Source organism: Nocardioides sp. Soil774, from assembly GCF_001428125.1.
Taxonomy (GTDB): domain Bacteria; phylum Actinomycetota; class Actinomycetes; order Propionibacteriales; family Nocardioidaceae; genus Nocardioides.
On record NZ_LMSM01000007.1, the window covers coordinates 222,717 to 242,558 of the forward strand.

The 19,842-nt window shown below is 73.6% G+C and carries 20 protein-coding genes; 12 read left to right on the forward strand and 8 right to left on the reverse strand.

The window, feature by feature from the left end:
• Positions 1-77: 77 nt before the first annotated feature.
• A complete protein-coding gene (locus tag ASG76_RS10850) occupies positions 78-1,691 on the reverse strand; it encodes a serine/threonine-protein kinase (protein ID WP_056602656.1) in 1,614 nt (537 codons plus the stop codon).
• Positions 1,692-1,767: 76 nt separating this feature from the next.
• On the opposite strand from ASG76_RS10850, the gene ASG76_RS10855 reads away from it, so the two are divergent.
• Positions 1,768-2,115, forward strand: a complete 348-nt coding sequence (locus ASG76_RS10855; protein ID WP_056602658.1) for a TraR/DksA family transcriptional regulator — start codon at positions 1,768-1,770, stop codon at positions 2,113-2,115.
• Positions 2,116-2,120: 5 nt separating this feature from the next.
• Positions 2,121-2,810: a lysoplasmalogenase gene (locus ASG76_RS10860; protein ID WP_056602660.1), complete on the forward strand. Its 690-nt coding sequence runs from the start codon at positions 2,121-2,123 to the stop codon at positions 2,808-2,810.
• A 164-nt stretch (positions 2,811-2,974) separates the two neighbouring features.
• Here ASG76_RS10860 and ASG76_RS10865 read toward each other — a convergent pair whose 3' ends face one another.
• Positions 2,975-3,385 (reverse strand): hypothetical protein, encoded by a 411-nt coding sequence (locus ASG76_RS10865; protein ID WP_056602662.1) that lies wholly within the window; start codon positions 3,383-3,385, stop codon positions 2,975-2,977.
• Positions 3,386-3,639: 254 nt separating this feature from the next.
• Between ASG76_RS10865 and ASG76_RS10870 the strand changes: the two genes are divergently transcribed.
• From ASG76_RS10870 to ASG76_RS10885, 4 genes are read left to right on the forward strand one after another with little or no spacing between them, the layout of a single operon-like run.
• A complete protein-coding gene (locus tag ASG76_RS10870; RefSeq protein WP_056602664.1) occupies positions 3,640-4,386 on the forward strand; it encodes a sigma-70 family RNA polymerase sigma factor in 747 nt (248 codons plus the stop codon).
• Between the two features lie 10 nt (positions 4,387-4,396).
• The gene (locus ASG76_RS10875; RefSeq protein ID WP_200948146.1) at positions 4,397-5,605 is read left to right on the forward strand and encodes an MFS transporter; all 1,209 of its coding nucleotides are present in this window, start codon (positions 4,397-4,399) and stop codon (positions 5,603-5,605) included.
• 20 nt (positions 5,606-5,625) lie between these two features.
• A complete protein-coding gene (locus ASG76_RS10880) occupies positions 5,626-6,759 on the forward strand; it encodes a sensor histidine kinase (protein WP_056602668.1) in 1,134 nt (377 codons plus the stop codon).
• Positions 6,756-7,400, forward strand: a complete 645-nt coding sequence (locus ASG76_RS10885) for a response regulator transcription factor (RefSeq protein ID WP_056602670.1) — start codon at positions 6,756-6,758, stop codon at positions 7,398-7,400. The genes ASG76_RS10880 and ASG76_RS10885 overlap by 4 nt, the downstream gene beginning before the upstream one ends.
• Here the strand turns inward: ASG76_RS10885 and ASG76_RS10890 are convergent.
• From ASG76_RS10890 to ASG76_RS19100, 4 genes are all read right to left on the reverse strand, one after another.
• Positions 7,379-8,047, reverse strand: coding sequence for a DUF2306 domain-containing protein (locus ASG76_RS10890; protein ID WP_056602887.1), 669 nt, complete (start codon positions 8,045-8,047; stop codon positions 7,379-7,381). The genes ASG76_RS10885 and ASG76_RS10890 overlap by 22 nt on opposite strands.
• Before the next feature lie 168 nt (positions 8,048-8,215).
• Complete coding sequence (locus ASG76_RS10895) at positions 8,216-9,304, reverse strand: branched-chain amino acid aminotransferase (protein ID WP_056602672.1); 1,089 nt, start codon at positions 9,302-9,304, stop codon at positions 8,216-8,218.
• A 35-nt stretch (positions 9,305-9,339) separates the two neighbouring features.
• Positions 9,340-10,431, reverse strand: a complete 1,092-nt coding sequence (locus ASG76_RS10900) for a 3-isopropylmalate dehydrogenase (RefSeq protein ID WP_056602673.1) — start codon at positions 10,429-10,431, stop codon at positions 9,340-9,342.
• Positions 10,432-10,441: 10 nt separating this feature from the next.
• On the reverse strand, positions 10,442-10,582 hold the full coding sequence (locus ASG76_RS19100) for a hypothetical protein (RefSeq protein WP_157559073.1): 141 nt from the start codon (positions 10,580-10,582) through the stop codon (positions 10,442-10,444).
• Positions 10,583-10,983: 401 nt separating this feature from the next.
• Here ASG76_RS19100 and ASG76_RS10905 point away from each other — a divergent pair, with 401 nt between their 5' ends.
• The 4 genes from ASG76_RS10905 to ASG76_RS10920 all read left to right on the forward strand — a co-directional run bounded on the left by ASG76_RS10905 (position 10,984) and on the right by ASG76_RS10920 (position 15,291).
• Complete coding sequence (locus ASG76_RS10905) at positions 10,984-11,550, forward strand: O-methyltransferase (protein ID WP_056602674.1); 567 nt, start codon at positions 10,984-10,986, stop codon at positions 11,548-11,550.
• Between the two features lie 20 nt (positions 11,551-11,570).
• A complete protein-coding gene (locus ASG76_RS10910) occupies positions 11,571-13,043 on the forward strand; it encodes a gamma-glutamyltransferase (protein ID WP_056602675.1) in 1,473 nt (490 codons plus the stop codon).
• A 149-nt stretch (positions 13,044-13,192) separates the two neighbouring features.
• Positions 13,193-13,804: a hypothetical protein gene (locus ASG76_RS10915; protein ID WP_056602677.1), complete on the forward strand. Its 612-nt coding sequence runs from the start codon at positions 13,193-13,195 to the stop codon at positions 13,802-13,804.
• 2 nt (positions 13,805-13,806) lie between these two features.
• Positions 13,807-15,291, forward strand: a complete 1,485-nt coding sequence (locus tag ASG76_RS10920) for a signal peptidase I (RefSeq protein WP_056602679.1) — start codon at positions 13,807-13,809, stop codon at positions 15,289-15,291.
• Here the strand turns inward: ASG76_RS10920 and ASG76_RS18795 are convergent.
• Positions 15,193-15,954 (reverse strand): YczE/YyaS/YitT family protein, encoded by a 762-nt coding sequence (locus ASG76_RS18795; RefSeq protein WP_235529530.1) that lies wholly within the window; start codon positions 15,952-15,954, stop codon positions 15,193-15,195. The genes ASG76_RS10920 and ASG76_RS18795 overlap by 99 nt on opposite strands.
• Before the next feature lie 62 nt (positions 15,955-16,016).
• Between ASG76_RS18795 and ASG76_RS10930 the strand changes: the two genes are divergently transcribed.
• Entirely contained in the window at positions 16,017-17,468 is a 1,452-nt protein-coding gene (locus ASG76_RS10930; protein WP_056602683.1) for a PLP-dependent aminotransferase family protein, read from the forward strand.
• A 10-nt stretch (positions 17,469-17,478) separates the two neighbouring features.
• On the opposite strand, the gene serA is transcribed toward ASG76_RS10930, so the two are convergent.
• A complete protein-coding gene (gene serA / locus ASG76_RS10935; RefSeq protein WP_056602685.1) occupies positions 17,479-19,074 on the reverse strand; it encodes a phosphoglycerate dehydrogenase in 1,596 nt (531 codons plus the stop codon).
• 196 nt (positions 19,075-19,270) lie between these two features.
• On the opposite strand from serA, the gene ASG76_RS10940 reads away from it, so the two are divergent.
• Positions 19,271-19,789, forward strand: coding sequence for a hypothetical protein (locus ASG76_RS10940; protein WP_056602687.1), 519 nt, complete (start codon positions 19,271-19,273; stop codon positions 19,787-19,789).
• Positions 19,790-19,842: the final 53 nt, after the last annotated feature.

Sequence of the window (19,842 nt, forward strand, 5' to 3'; positions counted from 1 at the left end):
GCATGACGCCTGCAGTGACTCCACCCTAGCGGAGCGGCGGGCACGGCGGGCCCGCACGCGGCTGCCCGCGGGACGCCTCAGAGCCAGCCGGGCAGGTGGACGTCGGCGAAGGGTGCCGAGTCGTACGGCGCCCAGCTGGTGCCCCGGGCCGACGCGCCCGCGCCCAGTCCGGAGGCCCCGGCCGCGACGAGCAGGGTCACCAGCAGCCACGGCACGCCGCGACGCGCGAGCGGGTCGACGGCGCGGCGCACGGGCGAGCGCAGGCGCTCCGAGCCCGGGCCCCACCACAGGCCGAGGGCCAGCGCGGCGCCGATCGCGGCGAGCGAGGTGAGCACCGACAGCGACGCCGCGAAGCACAGCAGCGCGACAGCGGCGCCGATGCCGAGGCTCCACAACATCAGCAGGACCGTGCCCCCGAGCCCGGCGACGACGTGCCACGGGGCGGCGAGCAGCAGCTGGATGCCGTCGTACCACCTGGTCCCGCGCCGGCTTCGCCGGTTGCCGTGCGAGCTCGCGGCCAGCGAACCGCTGCGCAGCAGCCAGACGCCGACGAAGACCACCGCGAGCGTGACGTAGGGAGCGAGGGCAACGCCGCCGGCCACCACTCCCCCGAGGGCGAGGAGCGTCGCGGTGCGGCGCAGCCGCTGCCCGGCCGGGACGTGCTCGCGCGGCGGCGGGCCGTAGTCGGTGACGTACTCGGTGGTGCCGGCGGGGTCGTCGTGGAAGTCGTCGTCCCAGTCCTCCGACCAGTGCACCGGCTCCGCGACCGGCGCGGCGACGCCGGTGCCGACGCGGGTGGGTGCGTCGAGGTCGTCGCGCACGCCGGCGACGTAGGGCAGCGTGACCGGTGCGGAGTGCGGGCGCGGCTGGGGCGTCCCGTCGACCGCGAGGTCCTCGAGCCAGTCGCGCACCTCGTCGAGCGACGGCCGGTCGGCAGGCTCGGGCGCGAGCGCCTCCTCGACGAGCTCGAGCACGTCGGGGTCGAGGCCGGCGAGGTCGTGCTCGCCGCGACGGACGCGGTCCATGATCGCCACCGACGGCCCGCGGCCGAACGGCGCGCGTCCGGTGCCGGCGTACGCCACGGTGGCCGCCCAGGCGTGCACGTCGGAGGCAGCGGTGGCGTCCTCGCCGTAGAGGATCTCGGGCGCGAGGTAGCCGGGAGTGCCGAGCAGCCAGCCGTTCATCGTGATGCGGGAGTCCTCGGCGACCCGGGCCAGCCCGAAGTCGATGAGGATCGGCGTGCGCCCCTCCATGATCACGTTGGAGGGCTTGATGTCGCGGTGCAGCACGCCGACGGCGTGGACGGCGTCGAGCGCCTCGGCCAGGCAGTCGGCGAACCACAGGAGGTCGTCGCCGGCCAGCGCGCCCTCCTCCTGCACGTGGTCGTGCAGGGAGAGGCCGGGGACGTACCTGGTCGCGACGTAGGGGATCTCGCCCCACGGGTCGGCGTCGACGATCTCGGCGATGCGACGGCTGCGCACTCGCGTCAGCGAGCTGACCTCGCGGGCGAGCCGGCGCCGGGCCTCGTCGTCGCCGACGACGTGGGGGCGCAGCACCTTGATCGCGACCGGCCGCTCCCCCGGCTTCTGGCCGAGGTGCACCACGCCCATGCCACCCTCGCCGAGGCGGGCGCGCAGCGCGTAGCCGCCGACGGTGAGCCCGGGCGGCGGCGCCTTGGGGGAGGTCGTCACGCGTCCGAGGATAAGCGTGCCGACGCCCGATCGGCCTGATCCGCGCGCCGACGCCGGCCGGGTCCATGATGGAGAGGTGGACGACACCCGGCACCGCCTCGCCTCCGAGCGCGTGCAGACGCTGGAGCGGCTGTCCAGCCTGACCGGCGACCACGACGCGATGGTCGCCGCGTCGCTCGACACCAACGCCGACGACGAGCACGACCCCGAGGGCGCGACCATCGCGTTCGAACGCTCGCAGATCGGCGCGCTCGTCCGCCAGGTGCGCCACCACCTCAGCGAGGTCGATGCAGCGCTGTCGCGCCTGGACGCGGGGACGTACGGCACCTGCGAGGGGTGCGGCGGGCCGGTCGGACCGGAGCGGCTCGAGGCCCTGCCCGCCGCGCGCCTGTGCATCCGCTGCGCCGCCCGCGCGTCAGGATGACCGGCATGTCCCGCCTCCGGTCGATCCTGCCCCCTGCCGCCTACGTCGGGCTCGCGGTCGTCGACAGCGTCGCCGCCGGCCGACGCGGTCCGGCCGCGCAGCGGCTGCGGTGGATCACCAAGCCCCTGCTGATGCCCGCGCTGGCGGCTGCGACGGTGCCCGCCGTCGACGGCACCGTGCTGTCCCGGGGCACGGTGGCCGCCCAGGCGTTCTCGTGGGGCGGCGACGTCGCGCTGCTCGGCTCTGGCGAGCGGGCGTTCCTCGGCGGCGTCGGGTCGTTCTTCGGCGCCCACGTGGCGTACGTCGCCGCCTTCCTCTCGGTGCACGACCCCGCCCCCGACCTCGCTCGGCTCCGTCTCCCGCTCGGCCTGTGGCTGACTGCCGCTCCCGTGATGGCCGTCGCGGCCGGACGCGACGACCCGGCACTGCGGGCACCGGTCGCGGCGTACGCCACGATCCTCAGCGCGATGTTCGCCAGCTCGCGCGTGCTCTCCCCGTCGCTGCCGGCCGGCGCGCGGCGCAGCGTCCGGGCCGGGACCGCGCTCTTCGTCGTCTCCGACGTCGTGCTGGCCACGCAGCGGTTCCTGCTGCGCGAGCCGCGGCCGGAGCTGGACTCGTTCGTGATGGCGACCTACACGGCTGGCCAGGGGTTGATCGCCGCCGGGGTGGCGGAGGTGGCCCGGACGCGGCCGTGAGTCCGGCGGCCCTCGGTCCTCGGCCCTCGGCGAAGGGGGTTGTTGGTTTCCCCGGATATCCGGGGAAACCTGCGGTTCACCCCCGAAACTTCGGGGGTGAGGCTCCAGCTTCCCCGGATATCCGGGGATCGCGACCAGTGGGCTGGCGGGGCTGGCCAGGCTCCTCACGCCCGGTCGCTGGCCTCCAGCACCCCGAGCACCGCGCGCGCTGCCGCGTCGACGGCGGCGACGTCGACGTGCTCCTCCTGCCACTGCCCACGCTCCACCCGGACGACGAAGCCGCCGGAGCGCGCGGTGAGGCTCACGAAGCTCGCTCCGAGGACGTCGAGCAGCTGGTCGAGGCGCGGCAGCCACACGGCGTCGCGCTCCTCCACGTCGTCGAGGGCCCACTCGGTCGTGCCGTTGAAGGCGAGGCTGCGCCCGCCCGGGAGGTCGCGCACCTCGACCACCATGTCGCTCACCATGAACACCGTCTCGTCGAGCTCGCGCTCGGGCATCCAGAAGGCGTCGCCGTTGGCCGGCGTCCAGGCGAGCCCGGCGTCGTGCAGGCGGCCGGCGAGGTCGAGGGAGATCACCTCATCAGTGTGGCTCGGCGGCCACAGAGGAGCAGTTCACGGTCGGCTCGTGAGCACCGGGAACCCTCCTGCGCAGTCCACTGCGACAACGCCGTCGGTCTGCGCGCCCGAAGCTACAACTCCTGCCGCCCGGATGTCCTGCAAACGGCGAACTTCGCACCACTTCTCGACGACCCGCGATGGCCGTGGCAGGATCTTCGCCACAGATCTCGCTGGAGACCACGGCGAGCCCTCGGAGCTGTGAAGAGGTCCACGTGGTCACCGAGCGTGTCTCCCCCGACGACATCGCCCGTGCGGGGATGTCCGAACGCAGTGTCCTCACCGACACCCTCATCGAGTCCCACCTCGACGTCGCGCGGTCGATCGCGGCGAGGTACCGCAACCGCGGCATCGAGCTCGACGACCTCGAGCAGGTCGCCCTGCTCGGCCTGACCAAGGCCGCGCACCGGTTCGATCCTGACGCGGGCCACGACTTCATATCGTACGCCGTGCCCACGGTCCGCGGTGAGCTGCGCCGTCATTTCCGCGACTGCGGCTGGACGGTCCGGCCGCCGCGACGGGTGCAGGAGCTGCAGGCGCGGATCGTGAGGGCCCAGGACGACCTCGTGGCGCGCCTGGGTCGCTCGCCGCGCCCGAGCGAGGTCGCCTCGCACCTCGACGTCGACGTCTCGGACGTCGTCGAGGCGCTGTCGGTGGAGGGCTGCTTCACCCCGACGTCACTGGACGGCGGCCCCGGTGACGCGGGCGCGACGATCGCGAGCACGCTCGGCGGGGAGGACGCGGCGTACACGTCCGCGGAGGCGAGCGTCATGCTCGAGCCCGCCGTGCGACAGCTGTCGGCCCGCGACCGGCGCATCGTCTACCTGCGCTTCTACGAGGAGCGTTCGCAGCAGGAGATCGGCGACGCCGTCGGGCTCACGCAGGCCCAGGTGTCCCGCGTGCTGGTCCGGATCCTCAAGGACATCCGAGGCGTCCTCGGGGCGGAGGTCCCGGTCGCCTAGGCTCCCCGCCGTGAGCGCACGCGAGCCGATCTGGCGAGAGCCGGGGATGGCGGCGCTCGCAACGATGACCTGCGCGGGGTTCTCGGGATACGCGCTGCTGCTCACGGTCGCGCCGCTGTGGGCGACCGAGGGTGGGGCGACCACCTCGGGCGCCGGGCTGGTCAACGGCGTGCTGCTGGGCTTCACCGTGCTGACCCAGCTGCTCGTGCCGCGCGCCCTGCGCAGGTTCGGGTGGGGCCCGGTGCTCGCGGCCGGGCTGGCCCTGCTGGGCGTCCCCGGTGTCGCGATGGCGCTGAGCGACGAGCTGGGCGTGGTCCTCGCGCTGTCGGCCGTCCGAGGCGTCGGGTTCGGCATCCTCACGGTCACCGGGAGCGCCGCCGTGGCCGCGCTGGTGGGGCCCTCGCGGCGCGGCGAGGCGATCGGCGCCTACGGCCTGGCGGTCGCGGCACCGAACCTCGTCCTCCTGCCTGCCGGCCCGTGGATCGCGGAGAGCCTGGGCTATTGGGTGGCGTTCGCGCTGAGCGCGCTGCCCGTGGCCGGCATCCCTGCAGCGCTGCGCCTGGCGTCGACGCTCGGCCCCGCCGAGCAGGACCCCCTCGCCGACCCGACTGCGTCGACCGACCCGCGCGAGACGACGTACGCCGCCCTGCGCCGGCTCCTGCGGCCGATGCTCCTCCTGCTGGCGGTGACGCTGGCGGGTGGGGCGCTGCTCACGTTCACCCCGCAGGTGGTCGACAGTGCCCCGCTCGCGGCCGGCGGCCTGCTCCTGATGGGCCTGACGGCCGCGCTCGGCCGGTGGCGGATCGGCGTGCTCGCCGACCGCCACGGCGCCGAGAGGCTCCTGTGGCCACTGGTGCCCCTGACCGGGGTGGCGATGGCGCTCGTGGCGTGGTCGGTCGCAGCCCCGGGCGGTGCGCGCGTCGGCGCCTTCCTCACCGGCATGCTGCTGCTCGGCCTGTCCTACGGCGGGCTGCAGAACCTGACGCTCGTGGTCTCCTTCGCAGCCGTCCCGCGCCGGCAGCACCACCTCGCGAGCGCGGTGTGGAACGTCGGCTTCGACGCCGGGACGGCGATCGGCTCGGTGGCTGTCGGGGTGATCGCCGAGCTCACGTCCTTCGTCACCGCCTTCCTCGTGGCGGGCGCGGTCGCCGTGGCGACGCTGCCGCTCGCGTTACGACGGCCTGCTCCTCGGCCATCCGGCCGATCCGCGGGCAGGTGAGGGAGCACTACGGTTCTGGCGTGCTCACCCTCGCCCGGCAGCTGTGGCGCCTGCCCGCACCCCCGGACGCGCGTCCGGCGGGACGGCTCGACCACGCGCTGGTCGCCGTGGCAGCCGTGGCGGGGATCCTGGAGGCGGCGCTCCGGCCGGACATGGCGGGACGCTGGTTCACGCTGGCGGCGTTCCTGGTGTGGCTGCCCACGCTGCTGGTGCGGCGCACGAGCCCGATCGCCACGGTCACGGTCTTCGGCGCCGTCGTCCTCGTGGAGGAGCTCGTGTCGTGGACCACTGACGGGCCAGTGCCCGACGACCTCAACACAGCGGTCGTCGCGCTGCTCATCCCCTACTCCCTCGCCCGCTGGGCCAGCGGCGAGGACGCGGTCATCGGCCTGTGGCTGTTCTTCCTCGTCGCAGGCTCGTCGCTGGTGTGGCAGGACCTGCCCGCCGGTGACCGCATCGGCGGCGCGGCCGTCGTCGTGACGGCGGTCGCCGTCGGCGCCGCGGTGCGCACCCGGTCCCTGCTCCGCACGCGCCAGCTCGACGACGTACGCCGACTCGAGCGCGAGCGCCTCGCCCGCGACCTGCACGACACCGTCGCCCACCACCTCACCGCCATCGCGATCAGCGCGCAGGCAGGCCTGGCGGTCGCCGAGACGAGGCCCGAGGCCGCCCGGGACGCGCTGCGCCGCATCGACGAGGAGGCCACCCGCACGCTCGCCGAGACGCGCAAGGTGGTGCAGCTGCTGCGCACCGAGGACGAGGCGCCGCACCGTCCGCTCGACGACCTCCGCGGGCTCGAGAGCAGCGGAGGCCCGGGCCCAGCGGTGGCGGTGGCGGTGGACGACGGGCTCGACGCCCTGTCCCCCACGGTCGCCGCGGCTCTCCAGCGCATCGCCCAGGAGGCCGTCGCCAACGCGCGGCGCCACGCCCGCGACGTCACCTTCGTGCAGGTGCGCGTGGAGCGGCGGGCCGACCGCGTGGTGCTCGTGGTCACCGACGACGGTCGCGGCTCGATCGACGTCGGCGACGGCTTCGGCATCGCCGGGATGACCGAGCGCGCCCACCTGCTCGGCGGACACCTCGAGGCGCGCTCGCTCGCCCCGCTCGTCGGGTGGCGCGTCACCGCCGACCTCCCCGTCGAGGAGGTCCGATGACGCTGCGGGTGCTGGTCGCCGACGACCAGGAGATCGTGCGCACCGGGCTCGCGATGATCCTCGACGCCCAGGACGGCATCGAGGTCGTCGCCCAGGCCGTCGACGGCCAGGACGCCGTCGAGCAGGCGCGCGCGCTGCGCCCCGACGTGTGCCTGCTCGACATCCGGATGCCCCGCATGGACGGCATCGAGGCAACCCGCACGCTCGCGGGGCCCGACGTCGCGGACCCGATGGCGGTCGTGGTCGTGACGACCTTCGACCTCGACGACTACGTCTACGGCGCGCTGCGCGCCGGGGCGCGCGGCTTCCTGCTCAAGGACTGCGGGCCGCGCCTGCTCGCCCATGCCGTACGCGCTGCTGCCGACGGCGGCTCGCTGGTCGACCCGACGGTCACCACGCGGCTGCTGCGCGCCTTCGCGACCCGGGACGAGCCGGTCCAACCGGTGACGCCGCTGACCGAGCGCGAGGAGCAGGTGCTCCTGGCGGTCGCGCGCGGCCTGACCAACCACGAGGTCGCAGCCTCGCTCTACATCTCGCTGAGCACCGTCAAGACCCACCTCGGCTCGCTCATGGCCAAGCTCGGCGTGCGCAACCGGGTCGAGCTCGCGCTCTGGGCCTATCAGTCGCGCCGGCTCGACTGAGTCCTCTCGGACCTGCGCACCAGCCACTCGGCGACCGCGAGGTTGAGCACCCACGCCGCCCCCATGCCGGCGGCCTTGAGGTCGCCGCCCGGCTGGTCGACGAAGAAGAACGTGGGCCCGAGGACCAGAGCCTGCGTGCCGGCGCCCTGACCGACGGCGTACGCCCGGGCCATCCAGCGCCGGTGAGCGCGCACGTCGCGGCGACGGATCGCCATCAGGCCGAGCACCAGGCCGGCCACCATCACCGAGCCGAAGAGCAGGCGCAACCACATGAGCGCGACGTTGTCGTGGGCGGGCAGGTCGGAGAACACCGCCATCCACATCCCGCTCAGCGCGCCCGCCAGCCCGGCCGGGACCAGCACGCGCCCGCTCCAGCGGTGCCAGCGGGGGCGGGAGCGCCGCAGCGACGGCTTGAGCTGGAACGCGCCGAGCACGAGGAACGTCGTCGCGCCGACGATGTGCACGAGGATCGGCACAGGCAGGTCGAAGAAGCGCGCGTTCTCCTCCGTGCGCCCGCCGGAGAGGTCGGCCAGGCGCGCGGCACCGGCCACCGACGGGATCAGGGCGAGGGCCAGGAGGCTCGCCGGGACCCACCAGTCACGTCGGGACCGGGTCGGGGCTGCGGGGCGGGGGGCGAGCGTCGTCATGGTGACGAGCCTCGCCGCCGGCGGCGTACGACGCATCGGCCCGCGGGCCGCGGGTCATCGGCCGATCGGCCGATCGGCCGATCGGCCGATCGGCCGATCGGCTGATCGGTCTCGTGACGGTCGCAGCGCGACCTCCTCGACCACCGAGGAGGAGGAGGTGGTGGCGGGTCAGCAGACGCGGTGCATCCAGCCGAAGGTGTCCTCGGTGCGGCCGAACTGCATGCCCACGAGCGCCTCGCGGATGCGCATCGTCAGCTCGGTGCTGGCCGGCGCGGCGGTGGTGCCGTGGGGCGAGCGCAGCTCACCGACGGGCGTGACGACCGCGGCGGTGCCGCAGGCGAAGACCTCGGTGATCTCTCCCGACGCGACGCCGTCGCGCCACTCGTCGATGGAGAACTTGCGCTCCTCCACCGCGTGGCCGAGCTTGCCGGCGAGCTCGATGATCGAGGCGCGCGTGATGCCCTCGAGGATGGTGCCGGTCTCGGGGGTGACGACGTGGCCGTCGGCGTGGACGAAGAAGAGGTTCATCCCGCCGAGCTCCTCGATGTAGCGGAACTCCTGGTCGTCGAGGAACACCACCTGGTCGCAGCCCTGCTCGATCGCCTCGCGCTGCGCGGCGAGCGAGGCGGCGTAGTTGCCACCCGTCTTGGCCGCACCCATGCCGCCACGGCCGGCGCGGGTGAAGGTCTCGGAGAGCCAGAGGTTGACCGGCTTGATGCCACCCTTGAAGTAGGCGCCCGCGGGCGAGGCGATGACCATGAAGGTCACGTGCTGCGCCGGGCGCACGCCGAGGAAGGTCTCGCTGGCGAACATGAAGGGGCGCAGGTAGAGCGACTTCTCGCCCTCTCCCCCGCCATTGGCATTGCCCGGCACCCAGCGCTCGTCGGCCTTCACGAGGGCGTCGACGCACTCGACGAAGTCGTCCACCGGCAGCTCCGGGAAGGCCAGGCGCTGTGACGAACGCACCATCCGCGCGGCGTTCTGCTCGGGGCGGAACGTCCACACCGAGCCGTCGGCGTGGCGGTAGGCCTTCATCCCCTCGAAGGTCTCTTGCGCGTAGTGCAGCACCGCCGTGGCCGGGTCGAGCGTCAGCGGGCCGTAGGGCTCGATGCGCGCGGCGTGCCAGCCGTCCTGCGGCGTCCACTCCACCGTGAGCATGTGGTCGGTGAAGTGCAGGCCGAAACCGGGGTTCGCAAGGATCTCCGCGAGCCGGGCGTCGTCGACGGGCGTGGGGTTGGCGGTGGTGCTGATCTGCATGGGGTCAACCTACTCAGGTCTGGATCAGGGGCGCCTCAGAGGCGGGAGGCGATGGCGTCGCCGACCTCGCTCGTACGCCGCTGGGTGTCGGGGGTGCGCTCGCGCAGGTCGGCGAGCACCGCCGCCTCGATCGCCGCGGCCGCGTCGGGGTGGCCGAGGTGGTCGAGCAGGAGCGCCCCGGAGAGGATCGCGGCCGTCGGGTCGGCCTTCTGCTGCCCGGCGATGTCGGGGGCGGAGCCGTGGACGGGCTCGAACATCGACGGTGCCGTCCGGTCGGGGTTCACGTTGCCGGAGGCGGCCAGCCCGATGCCGCCGGTGATGGCGGCGGCGAGGTCGGTGATGATGTCGCCGAAGAGGTTGTCGGTGACGATCACGTCGAAGCGGGCGGGGTCGGTGACCATGAAGATCATGGCCGCGTCGATGTGGATGTAGTCCGTCGTCACGTCGGGGAACTCGGCGCCGACGGACTCGAAGAGCCGCCACCACAGCGACCCGGCGTTGGTCAGCACGTTGGTCTTGTGGACCAGGGTCAGCTTCTTGCGCGGTCGCTTCTGCGCGCGGGCGAAGGCGTCGCGGACCACCCGCTCGACGCCGTACGCCGTGTTGACCGAGACCTCGGTCGCGACCTCCGCGGGGGTCCCGCCGCGCAGGACTCCGCCGTTGCCCGTGTAGGGGCCCTCGGTGCCCTCGCGCACCACGACGAAGTCGATGTCGCCCTTCTCCAGCACGGTCTCCGCGAGGGGTGAGGCGGAGCCGGGGAACAGGCGCGAGGGACGCAGGTTGACGTAGTGGTCGAGCTCGAAGCGCAGCTTGAGCAGCAGCCCGCGCTCGAGGATGCCGGGGGGCAGGTTCGGGTCGTTGGGCTTGCCGCCCACTGCGCCCAGCAGGATCGCGTCGTGCCCGCGGACCTCCGCGAGCACCGAGTCGGGCAGCACCTCGCCGGTGGCGAGGTAGCGCTCGGCGCCGAGGTCGTAGCGCGTCGACTCGAACGTCACCGGGGAGGCGACCTCGAGCACCTTGAGGGCCTCGGCGGTCACCTCCGGACCGATCCCGTCGCCGGGGATGACGGCGAGGGTCTGGCTGCCCCGGGGGGCGTCGGTGGTGGACGTCTGCTGGGTCTCGGACATGCGGGTGACGTTAGTTGTCGTCGGGGCGCTGGCCGCCGTTGTCTCGCAGGTCAAGCGCCGTCTGCAGCGCCAGCGCGACGTTCTCGCTGCTGCGGGGGTTCTCGGGGTCGTGGGCCGCGGGGCCCCAGCTGTCGGGATACAGGTCGTACATCGTTCTCACTCCTGGTCTGTGCGGGACGTGAGTCCGAAGCCACCGACACCGCGGCGGGTGGGGGTGCGGGAGTGCGGGGATCGCCCGGGGCCCGGCAACCGGCCGGCAGGAGGGCGGATCACGCGTGACTGGCGGACCCGCCGCAGAGGCGGCGGCTTCGAACTCGACTGAGTCGGATGAAGGCCGGTGGCGGAACCTCGTCAACGCCGAACACCGCGACGAGGTGGCCTTCTTCAGGCCTCGCCGCGGCGATCGATAAGTACGAACACGCTCCGCATGATGGAGGAGACTGTACGACCGCGCGCCGGGCCGCGCACCCGACTTCCGCGAACGTGTCAGATCGTGAGACTGCGGCCCGGGGACTGGGACGACCGGGGATTGGTGACACACTCGGCGACCTCATGAGCGCTCCCCCCGAACTCCCCGACGTCGTCCAGCGAGCCTTCGACGTGTGCCGCCAGGCCGGCTACGTCGCCTTCTGCCGCAACGAGACCGGCCGGCTGCTCGCGACGCTGGCCGCGACCCGCGGCGGCACGATGGCCGAGTTCGGCACCGGCTGCGGCGTGGGCACCGCGTGGCTGCGCAGCGGCGTGCGCAACGGGGCGCGGATCATCACCGCCGAGCTCGACGAGTCGCTCGCCGGCGCCGCGGCCCAGATCTTCGTCGACGACACATGCGTCGAGGTCCTCTCCGCGGACTGGAACGTGCTGCGCGACCACGGGCCCTTCTCCCTGCTCTTCCTCGACTCCGGCTCCCCGTCGGAGGTCGGCGTCGACGCGGTGATCGACCTCGTCGAGCCGGGCGGCATCGTCGTGCTCGACGACTTCGCCCCGTGCGAGTCGTGGCCGCCGATCACCTACGGTCGCGTGGACACCCTGCGCGAGCAGTGGCTCACCGACGACCGGTTCACCGCCGTCGAGGTCATGGTCGCGACCGACGCCTCCGCCGTCATCGCGACGCGTCGCTGAACGAGCGTGGCTGAGCGCCGGTGACCAGGCTCGCCGTCGCGGCCCCCAGCCCCGCCGCCGCCGACGCGGCCACCTCGGTCGCACGCGCCGGCGGATCGGCGGTCGACGCCGCCATCGCCGCCGCCCTCGTGGCGATGGTCAACGAGGTCGGGCTCGTCTCCCTCAGCTCGGGCGGCTTCGTGGCCGTCCAGCCCTCCGCCGGTGCGGCGTACACCGTGGACGGCTGGGTGGACAGGCCCGGCCTGGGACGGGCGAACGACGCCCCGCCGGCGAGCACGTGGGACGTCACCACGGCCTACGGCGGCGGCGTGACGATCACCATCGGCCCCGGCTCGGTCGCCACCCACGGCTCGCTCGCGGCCTTCGGCGAGGCCCACGCCCGCGACGGCCGGCTGCCCTGGCGCGAGCTGGTGGCGCCGGCGATCGACGTGGCGCGGGGCGGCTTCCGGCTGGGCTCGGCGTCGACCTACTACCTGCGCCACGTCCACGAGACCGTCTTCGGCTGGGACCCCGCGAGCCACCGGGCGCTGCACGACGCGCAGGGTCAGCTGACCGAGGACCACGTCGTGGTCGACGACCTGGCCGGCACGCTCGAGGTCATCGCCGCCGACGGGCCGCGGGCCCTCCACGAGGGCGACCTGGCCCGCCTCGTCGCGGCCGACGTGCAGGAGCGCGGCGGGCTGCTCGGCGCGGCCGACCTGGCGGCGTACGCCCCCGTGGTGCGCGCGCCGCTCACCACCCGCGTCGACGGGTGGAGCCTGGCGACCACCCCTGCCCCGTCGGTCGGTGGCGTCGTGGTCGCGGCGATGCTGCGCCTGCTCGACGGTCGGCCGCACGGGCGGTGGGACGACGCGGACGTCGCGCACCTCGTGCGCGTGCAGCGTGCCGTGCTCGGGCACCGGCGCGAGGTGCTGGAGACCGCCGCCGACCTCGACGCGACCGCACGCGCGTGGCTCGACCTGGTCGACGCCGACCACCGTGCGGTGCTGGAGTCGGGCTCGACCGCCCAGGTGTCGGTCGCCGACAGCGACGGCTCCGCGTGCTCGATCACGGTGTCGTCGGGCTACGCGTCCGGGATGGTCGCCGCCGGCACCGGGATCTGGCTCAACAACTGCCTCGGCGAGCAGGAGCTCAACCCGCCCGGTCGCCGGGTGCCGCCCGGCTCCCGCCTGCTGTCCAACATGGCGCCCACGGTCGGTCGCCACGACGACGGCTCGACCCTCGCGATCGGCTCGCCGGGGGCCGACCGGATCACCACCGCGGTGGTGAGCGCGCTGGCCGGGTTCGCCGGCGGTGCGCTCACCCTCGCCGACGCGGTCGCCCACCCGCGTGTGCACGTCCACCGCGCCGGGCTGCCCGACGAGGAGGTGCGCGTGGAGGAGGAGCTGTCGATGTACTTCGGCGGCGTCGGCGCGGCGCTCACCCGCGCCGACGGCTCGCTCGAGGCGGTGGCCGACCCGCGGCGCGACGGGGTCTCCCGCCTGACCGGGTGACGGGTGTCACCCGGACACCACCCGGACGGGCCAGGTGTCAAGTCACCTTGTGACTACTTTGTGGCAAAGAACACAATCTTCCCACTCGACGTTCCTACGGTGTGGTCGAACGGTCAACCAATCGCCCCACCGAAGGAACACACATCGTCATGCAGTCCCCCGGCACCGCGACCACCAAGGTCCTCGCGACCATCGCCACCCCGCTCGCCCTGGTCGCCCTCGGCGCGACCGTCTACCAGGCGTCGTACGCCGCGTTCACCGGGCAGACCCGCAACTCGGGCAACGAGTGGGCCACCGGCTCGGTCAAGCTGACCGACGACGACAACGGCGCGGCCCGCTTCCGGGTCGCCAACATGCTGCCGGGCGACACCCAGACCAAGTGCATCACCGTGACCGCGGACGCCTCGGTCGCCAGCACCGTCAAGGGCTACGCCATCAACCCGGTGACCTCGACGGTCGGGCTGGAGAACCGGGTCAAGGTCACCATCGAGAACGGCACCGGCGGGTCCTTCGCGGACTGCACCGGGTTCGTCGCGAGCGGCCCCGCGCTCGTCAACGACCAGCCCCTGTCGGCCATCGCGCAGGTCAACAGCTACGAGACGGGCTTCGGCGGCTGGAGCGTCGCGCCCGGCGTCTCGTCGAAGACCTACCGGATGACCTGGCGCTTCGACACCACCGGCATGACCCAACAGCAGGTCGACCAGATGCAGGGTGCCAAGACCGGCATCGACATGCAGTGGGAGATGCAGAGCAACAGCTGACCATGGCTGCCACCACCACCCTCGACGCGGTGCGCGGCTGGGCGCACCTCACGGTGGTGCTCGGCGCTCGCATGTATCGCGTGTTCCTGCTCGGCCTGGTCGTCATCGCAGCTGCCCCGCCGCTGTTCGGGTGGGGCTCCTACGTCGTCGAGTCCGGCTCCATGGAGCCCTCGCTCCACGTGGGCGACGTCGTCATCGCCTCCCCCTACACCGAGGACCAGCGCATCCGGGTGGGCCGGGTGTTCGTCTTCGACGACCCGGCGACGACCGAGCCGCACCTGATGGTGCACCGCATCGTCGAGCGGCGCGACGACGGGAAGTACACCACCGCCGGGGACGCCAACGCCGTCACCGACATCACCCCGTTGCCGTCCAGCGACGTCCGGGCCACCGCCGTGCTCCTCGCACCTCGTGTGGGGCACCCGGTCACCTGGGCGCAGTCGGGCCAGTGGCTGAGGCTGGCCGCGTGGTTGCTGGCGACGATCGGAGCCTTCGCCCTCGCCGTGCGACACCTCGAGGGCGAGTCGCCGAGGCGGGGAGTGCGGCGGCGCCGGCCCCCGGGCGGTCCGCCGCCCGGCGACGCGAGAGACCCCGGCGCGAGCAAGGGCGCGAGCAACGGCGCGCGCAGGGGCGGTCGCTCGGACGCAGCGCGGGCACAGGCCCACACGCTGGCCCACATGCTGAGGGTGCGACCGCCGGTCGCGACGGTGGCGGCGCTGCTGCTCGCCGGCATGCTCGCCTGCACCGCCAGCGCGGGCTTCACCGGCTACACCCGCAACAGCGCCATGTCGTGGACCGTGGGCCAGTGGACGCAGCCCTACGTCACGGCAGTCCTCGCCGACTCCCCCCACACCCTCTGGCTCCTCGACGAGCAGCCCGGGACGACCACCGCGCAGGACAGGTCGGGCCACCAGTCCCTCGGCAGCTACCGCCCCGCGGCCGTCCTCGGCCAGCAGGGTGGCCTGCCCAACAACCCGGGCTCGTCGATCGCCACCGGCGGCGGGCTCGCGCTCACCGGCTCCTACCCCATCGCGACCGCGGCCTCCCACACGGTCGAGCTCTGGTTCAGGACCGGCACCCAGGCCGGCGGGTCCCTGGCCGGCTTCGGCTCGAGCACCACGACCGGCACGCCGTCCTACGAGGACCGGGTCGTCCGGATGACGACGACGGGACACATCACCTACGGCGACTGGGCCAACGGCTCCCTGAACGTCGTCACCACCCCCGGCGGATACGCCGACAACACCTGGCACCACCTCGTCGTGGTCTCCACCTCCGCCAACGGCGGCCGCGAGAACACCGTGATCTACGTCGACGGAGCAGCCCGCGTCAGCGGCCTGACGTCCAAGGTGGAGTACTTCAGCGGCTACGTGCGCATCGGGGGCGGGTCAGGAACCAGCGCGTTCAACGGGTCCATCGACAACGTGTCCCTCTACGACAGCGCGCTCCCGGCCCAGCGCGTCGCCGCCCACTACGCCGCGCGCTGACCCCACGTCGACGGTGAACCACGGCAGCATCAGCTGGGTGAGCGGCCCGATGGCGAGCGCGTAGACCACCGTGCCGACACCGAGCTTGCCGCCGAGCAGCAGGCCGATCACGACCACGCCGGCCTCGAGCGCGGTGCGCACCAGCCGCAGCGACAGCCCCGTGCGGCGGGCCAGGCCGGTCATCAGGCCGTCGCGCGGCCCGCGGCCGAGCTGGGCGCCGATGTAGAGCGCGGACGCCACGCCGCAGAGCACGACACCGCCGAGCATCAGCGCGATCCGCAGCCCGATCGCGTCCGGCCGGGCGAGCACCGCCAGCGTCACGTCGGCGGAGACACCGACGACGAGCGCGTTGCTGATCGTGCCGAGGCCCGGCACCTCACGCAGCGGGATCCACAGCAGCAGCACGACGAAGCTGAACAGCACGACCGCGTTGCCCAGCGTCATCGGCACGTGGCGGACGACGCCCGAGTGCAGCACGTCCCACGGCGCGAGGCCCAGGGCGCCTCGCACCATCATGGCCAGCGAGACGCCGTAGAGGAACAGCCCGACGTAGAGCTGCGGGAGACGGTGGGCCAGGCGGCCGGCCCGCAGCTGGGCGAGCGGGCCGAGGTCGACGAGGACGCCGCGCGGGGCGGTCGTGCCGAGGGAGACGGTGGAGCTCATGGTGCCGACCCTGCCGCAGATTGGCCTTGTCGCCCATAGCCAATTCTGGAACAGTGGCCTGCATGCCACCGGTCCTCAGCGCCCAGCGCGTAGCCACTCTGACCGACGGCTTCACCCGCTCCCCGGCCTACCTGGGCCTGGCCGACAGCCTGCGCGTGCTCATCGGCGACGGGCGCATCGGGATCGGCGTACGGCTGCCGAGCGAGCGCGAGCTCACCGGCGCCCTCGACGTCTCGCGCACGACGGTGACCCGGGCCTACGAGGTGCTGCGTGAGGCGGGGTACGCCGAGGCGCGGCGCGGGTCGGGCACCTTCACCGCGGTGCCGGGCGGCCACCGGCGCGCCCACGACCGGTCGCTCCTGCCGGGCACCGGCGGCGACGACATGATCGACCTCAACTGCGCCGCCCACTCCGCCCCGCCCGGCCTGGTCGAGGCCTACCAGCGCGCCACCGCCGAGCTCCCGGCCTACCTCAGCGGGCCGGGCTACTTCCCCCTCGGCGTGCCGGCGCTCCAGGCGCGGATCGCCGCGTCGTACGACGCCCGCGGGCTGCCCACCCGGCCGGAGCAGGTCATGGTGACCGCCGGCGCGCTGGCCGCCGCCTCGATCGTCGCGCAGGCCTTCACCGCGCCGGGCGACCGCGTCGTGGTCGAGTCGCCGACCTACCCCAACGCGACCCAGGCCGTGCGGCACGCCGGTGCCCGACTGGTCCCCGCGGCCGTGGACCCCGAGGGCTGGGACCTCGACGCACTGGCCGCCACGCTGCGCCAGTCCTCGCCGCGGCTGGCCTACCTCATCCCCGACTTCCAGAACCCCACCGGGCACCTGATGCCGGCGGCGCAGCGCGAGGAGCTCGCGGCCGCACTCGCGCGCACCCGTACCGTCGTGGTCGCCGACGAGGCGCACCAGGCGCTCGCGCTGACGCCCGGGCTGGCCGAGGCGATGCCTCCCCCGCTGGCGGCGTACGCCGACGACGCGATCACGATCGGCAGCGCGAGCAAGTCCTACTGGGGCGGCCTGCGCCTCGGCTGGGTGCGCGCTCCCCTGGCCGAGATGGACCGGCTCCTGCAGGCCCGGATCGGCCTCGACCTCGGCGCTCCCGTGTTCGAGCAGCTCGTGCTCGCCGACCTGATGGACCACGCCGAGGAGGTCCTGCCCGTCCACCGCGAGCGCCTCGTGGCCAGCCGCGACGCGCTGGTCGCGGCGGTGCGCGAGCACCTGCCGCAGTGGCGCTTCCGGGTGCCGGAAGGCGGGCTGGCGCTGTGGTGCGAGCTGCCCGAGGCGCTCGGCACCGCCACGTCGGCCGAGGCCGAGCGTCGGGGCGTGGTCGTCGCGCCGGGTCCGGTCTTCGCCGTCGAGGGCGGGCTCGACCGCCACGTCAGGATCCCGTGGACGGCGTCGCCGGAGACGCTCACCGAGGCCGTACGACGTCTCGCCGCCGCGTGGGAGCACGTCTCGAGCCACGCGACCCGGCCGGCGACGCGCAGCGCCTCCGGCCGGGTGATGGTCGCGTAGACCGCCTCGCTCAGGTCAGGTCGACCGCGCGCACCGAGGCCGCCTGCATCGCGGTCTCGATCTCGGCCAGCGTCTCGGCCGGGATCGCGGAGTCGACGCTCAGCGCGACAAGGGCCTGACCACCCTTGTCCTGGCGCGAGACCTGCATGCCGGCGATGTTGACCGAGGCGTCGCCGAGGATGCCGCCGACGGTGCCGACCATGCCCGGGCGGTCCTCGTAGGTGAGGAAGGCCAGGTGGGTGGTGGGCTCGATGTCGACGTCGAAGCCGTTGACCTCGACGAGCCGCTCCTTCTGCGCCAGGCCGACGAGCGTGCCGCTCACCGAGACCTGGGTGCCGTCGACGAGCGTGCCGCGCAGGGTGATCAGGTTGCGGTGGTCGGGGCTCTCGGCCTCGGTCACCAGGCGCACCTCGGTGCCGCGCTCGGCGGCGAGGAGCGGGGCGTTGACGTAGGAGACCTGCTCCTCGACGATGTCGGCGAAGACGCCCTTGAGGGCGGCCAGCTCGAGCACCTTGACGTCGAACTCGGTGATCTCGCCGCGCACCTCGACGTCGAGCTGCTGGGCCACCTCGCCTGCCAGCGCCGTGAAGACGCGGCCGAGCTTCTCGGTGAGCGGGATGCCGGGGCGCACGTCCTCGGCGATGACGCCACCCTGCACGTTGACCGCGTCGGGGACGAGCTCGCCGCTGAGCGCGAGACGCACGGACTTCGCGACCGACACGCCGGCCTTCTCCTGGGCCTCGTCGGTCGAGGCGCCGAGGTGGGGCGTGGCGACGACGTTCTCGAGCTCGAAGAGCGGGCTGTCGGTGCACGGCTCGCTGGCGAAGACGTCGAGGCCGGCGGCGGCGATCTGGCCGGCCTTGAGGGCGTCGTGGAGGGCGGCCTCGTCGACGATGCCGCCGCGCGCGGCGTTGACGAGCACGAGGCTCGGCTTGGCGGCGGCGAGCTGCTCGGCGCCGATGAGGCCGACGGTCTCGGGGGTCTTGGGCAGGTGGACGCTCATGAAGTCGGACTCGGCGAGCAGGGTGTCGAGGTCGACGAGGCGCACGCCCATCTGCGCGGCACGACCGGCCTGAACGTAGGGGTCGTAGGCGATGACCTTCATGCCGAACGCGCTGAGGCGCTGGGCGACGAGCACGCCGATGCGACCGAGCCCGACGATGCCGACGGTCTTCTCGTAGAGCTCGATGCCGGTGTACTTCGAGCGCTTCCACTCGCCTCCGCGGAGCGCTGCGTGGGCGGGGCTGATGTGGCGGGCAGCGGCGAGCATGAGGGCGACGGCGAGCTCGGCGGCGCTGACGATGTTGGAGGTCGGCGCGTTGACGACCATGACGCCGGCCTGGGTCGCGGCCTTGACGTCGACGTTGTCGAGGCCGACGCCGGCACGGGCGACGACCTTGAGCCGCTGCGCGGCGGCGAGGGCCTCGGCGTCGACCTTGGTCGCGGAGCGGACCAGGATCGCGTCGACGTCGGCGATCGCGGGGATCAGCTCGGCGCGGTCGGCTCCGTTGCAGTGGCGGATCTCGAAGTCGGGGCCGAGCGCCTCGATGGTGGCGGGGCTCAGCTCTTCGGCGATGAGTACGACTGGCTTTGCGGGTGCGTTCACAGCGGGGTCCTCGTGATGATCAAGGGTGGTCCGGGACTGCACGACGCTGTGCCGGGCCCACACTACCGGTGGGTCGACGGCACGCCGAACCCGTCCCAGTGGGCGGGTGCGGTCTCGCATCGCGGACACGGGGGTCCGTCGGGCACGCCCGCGTCGGTCCACCTCCTGACAGACGACCCCCACCCCCGGGAGAGCCATGAAGACCACCACTGCCCGCACCGCAGCCGCCGGCGGCCTCGCCGCACTCGTGATCGCCGGCTTCGGGCTCGCAGCCGCCAACGCCGTCGACGGGGACTCCTCCGAGCCGGCCGAGGACTCGACGAGCCAGACCGAGCCGCCCGAGACCCCCGACCCCACGACGGACGTCGAGGAGACCGAGGGCCCCGACGAGGACGCCGACGAGGTGGAGTCGGACGACGCGACCCCCGAGACCGAGACCGAGGCCCCCGAGACCGAGACCGAGACCGAGGCTCCCGAGACCGAGGCCCCCGAGACCGAGGTCCCCGAGACCGAGGCCCCCGAGACCGAGGACGCGGACGACCAGGGCGAGGACGCCGACGAGCAGGGCGACTCCGACCAGCAGGGCGCCGACGACCAGGACGAGGCCGACGACCAGGGCGAGGCCGACGACCAGGGCGACCACGCCGAGGACCAGGGGGACGACCACGCCGACGACCAGTCGGACGACGAGGGCTCCGACCACGAGGACGACTGACTCCAGGGCCTCGTGGGGCCGGCGGCACCCGCCGTCGGCCCTACGATCCAGGT

Bases quoted from the DNA above. Each gene is read 5' to 3' on its own strand.
- ASG76_RS10860 (WP_056602660.1), top strand. From the start codon at position 2,121: ATGTCCCGCCTCCGGTCGATCCTGCCCCCTGCCGCCTACGTCGGGCTC.
- ASG76_RS10885 (WP_056602670.1), top strand. From the start codon at position 6,756: ATGACGCTGCGGGTGCTGGTCGCCGACGACCAGGAGATCGTGCGCACC.
- ASG76_RS10890 (WP_056602887.1), bottom strand. From the start codon at position 8,047: ATGACGACGCTCGCCCCCCGCCCCGCAGCCCCGACCCGGTCCCGACGT.
- ASG76_RS10895 (WP_056602672.1), bottom strand. From the start codon at position 9,304: ATGCAGATCAGCACCACCGCCAACCCCACGCCCGTCGACGACGCCCGG.
- ASG76_RS10900 (WP_056602673.1), bottom strand. From the start codon at position 10,431: ATGTCCGAGACCCAGCAGACGTCCACCACCGACGCCCCCCGGGGCAGC.
- ASG76_RS19100 (WP_157559073.1), bottom strand. From the start codon at position 10,582: ATGTACGACCTGTATCCCGACAGCTGGGGCCCCGCGGCCCACGACCCC.
- ASG76_RS10905 (WP_056602674.1), top strand. From the start codon at position 10,984: ATGAGCGCTCCCCCCGAACTCCCCGACGTCGTCCAGCGAGCCTTCGAC.
- ASG76_RS10915 (WP_056602677.1), top strand. From the start codon at position 13,193: ATGCAGTCCCCCGGCACCGCGACCACCAAGGTCCTCGCGACCATCGCC.
- ASG76_RS10920 (WP_056602679.1), top strand. From the start codon at position 13,807: ATGGCTGCCACCACCACCCTCGACGCGGTGCGCGGCTGGGCGCACCTC.
- ASG76_RS18795 (WP_235529530.1), bottom strand. From the start codon at position 15,954: ATGAGCTCCACCGTCTCCCTCGGCACGACCGCCCCGCGCGGCGTCCTC.
- ASG76_RS10930 (WP_056602683.1), top strand. From the start codon at position 16,017: ATGCCACCGGTCCTCAGCGCCCAGCGCGTAGCCACTCTGACCGACGGC.
- ASG76_RS10940 (WP_056602687.1), top strand. From the start codon at position 19,271: ATGAAGACCACCACTGCCCGCACCGCAGCCGCCGGCGGCCTCGCCGCA.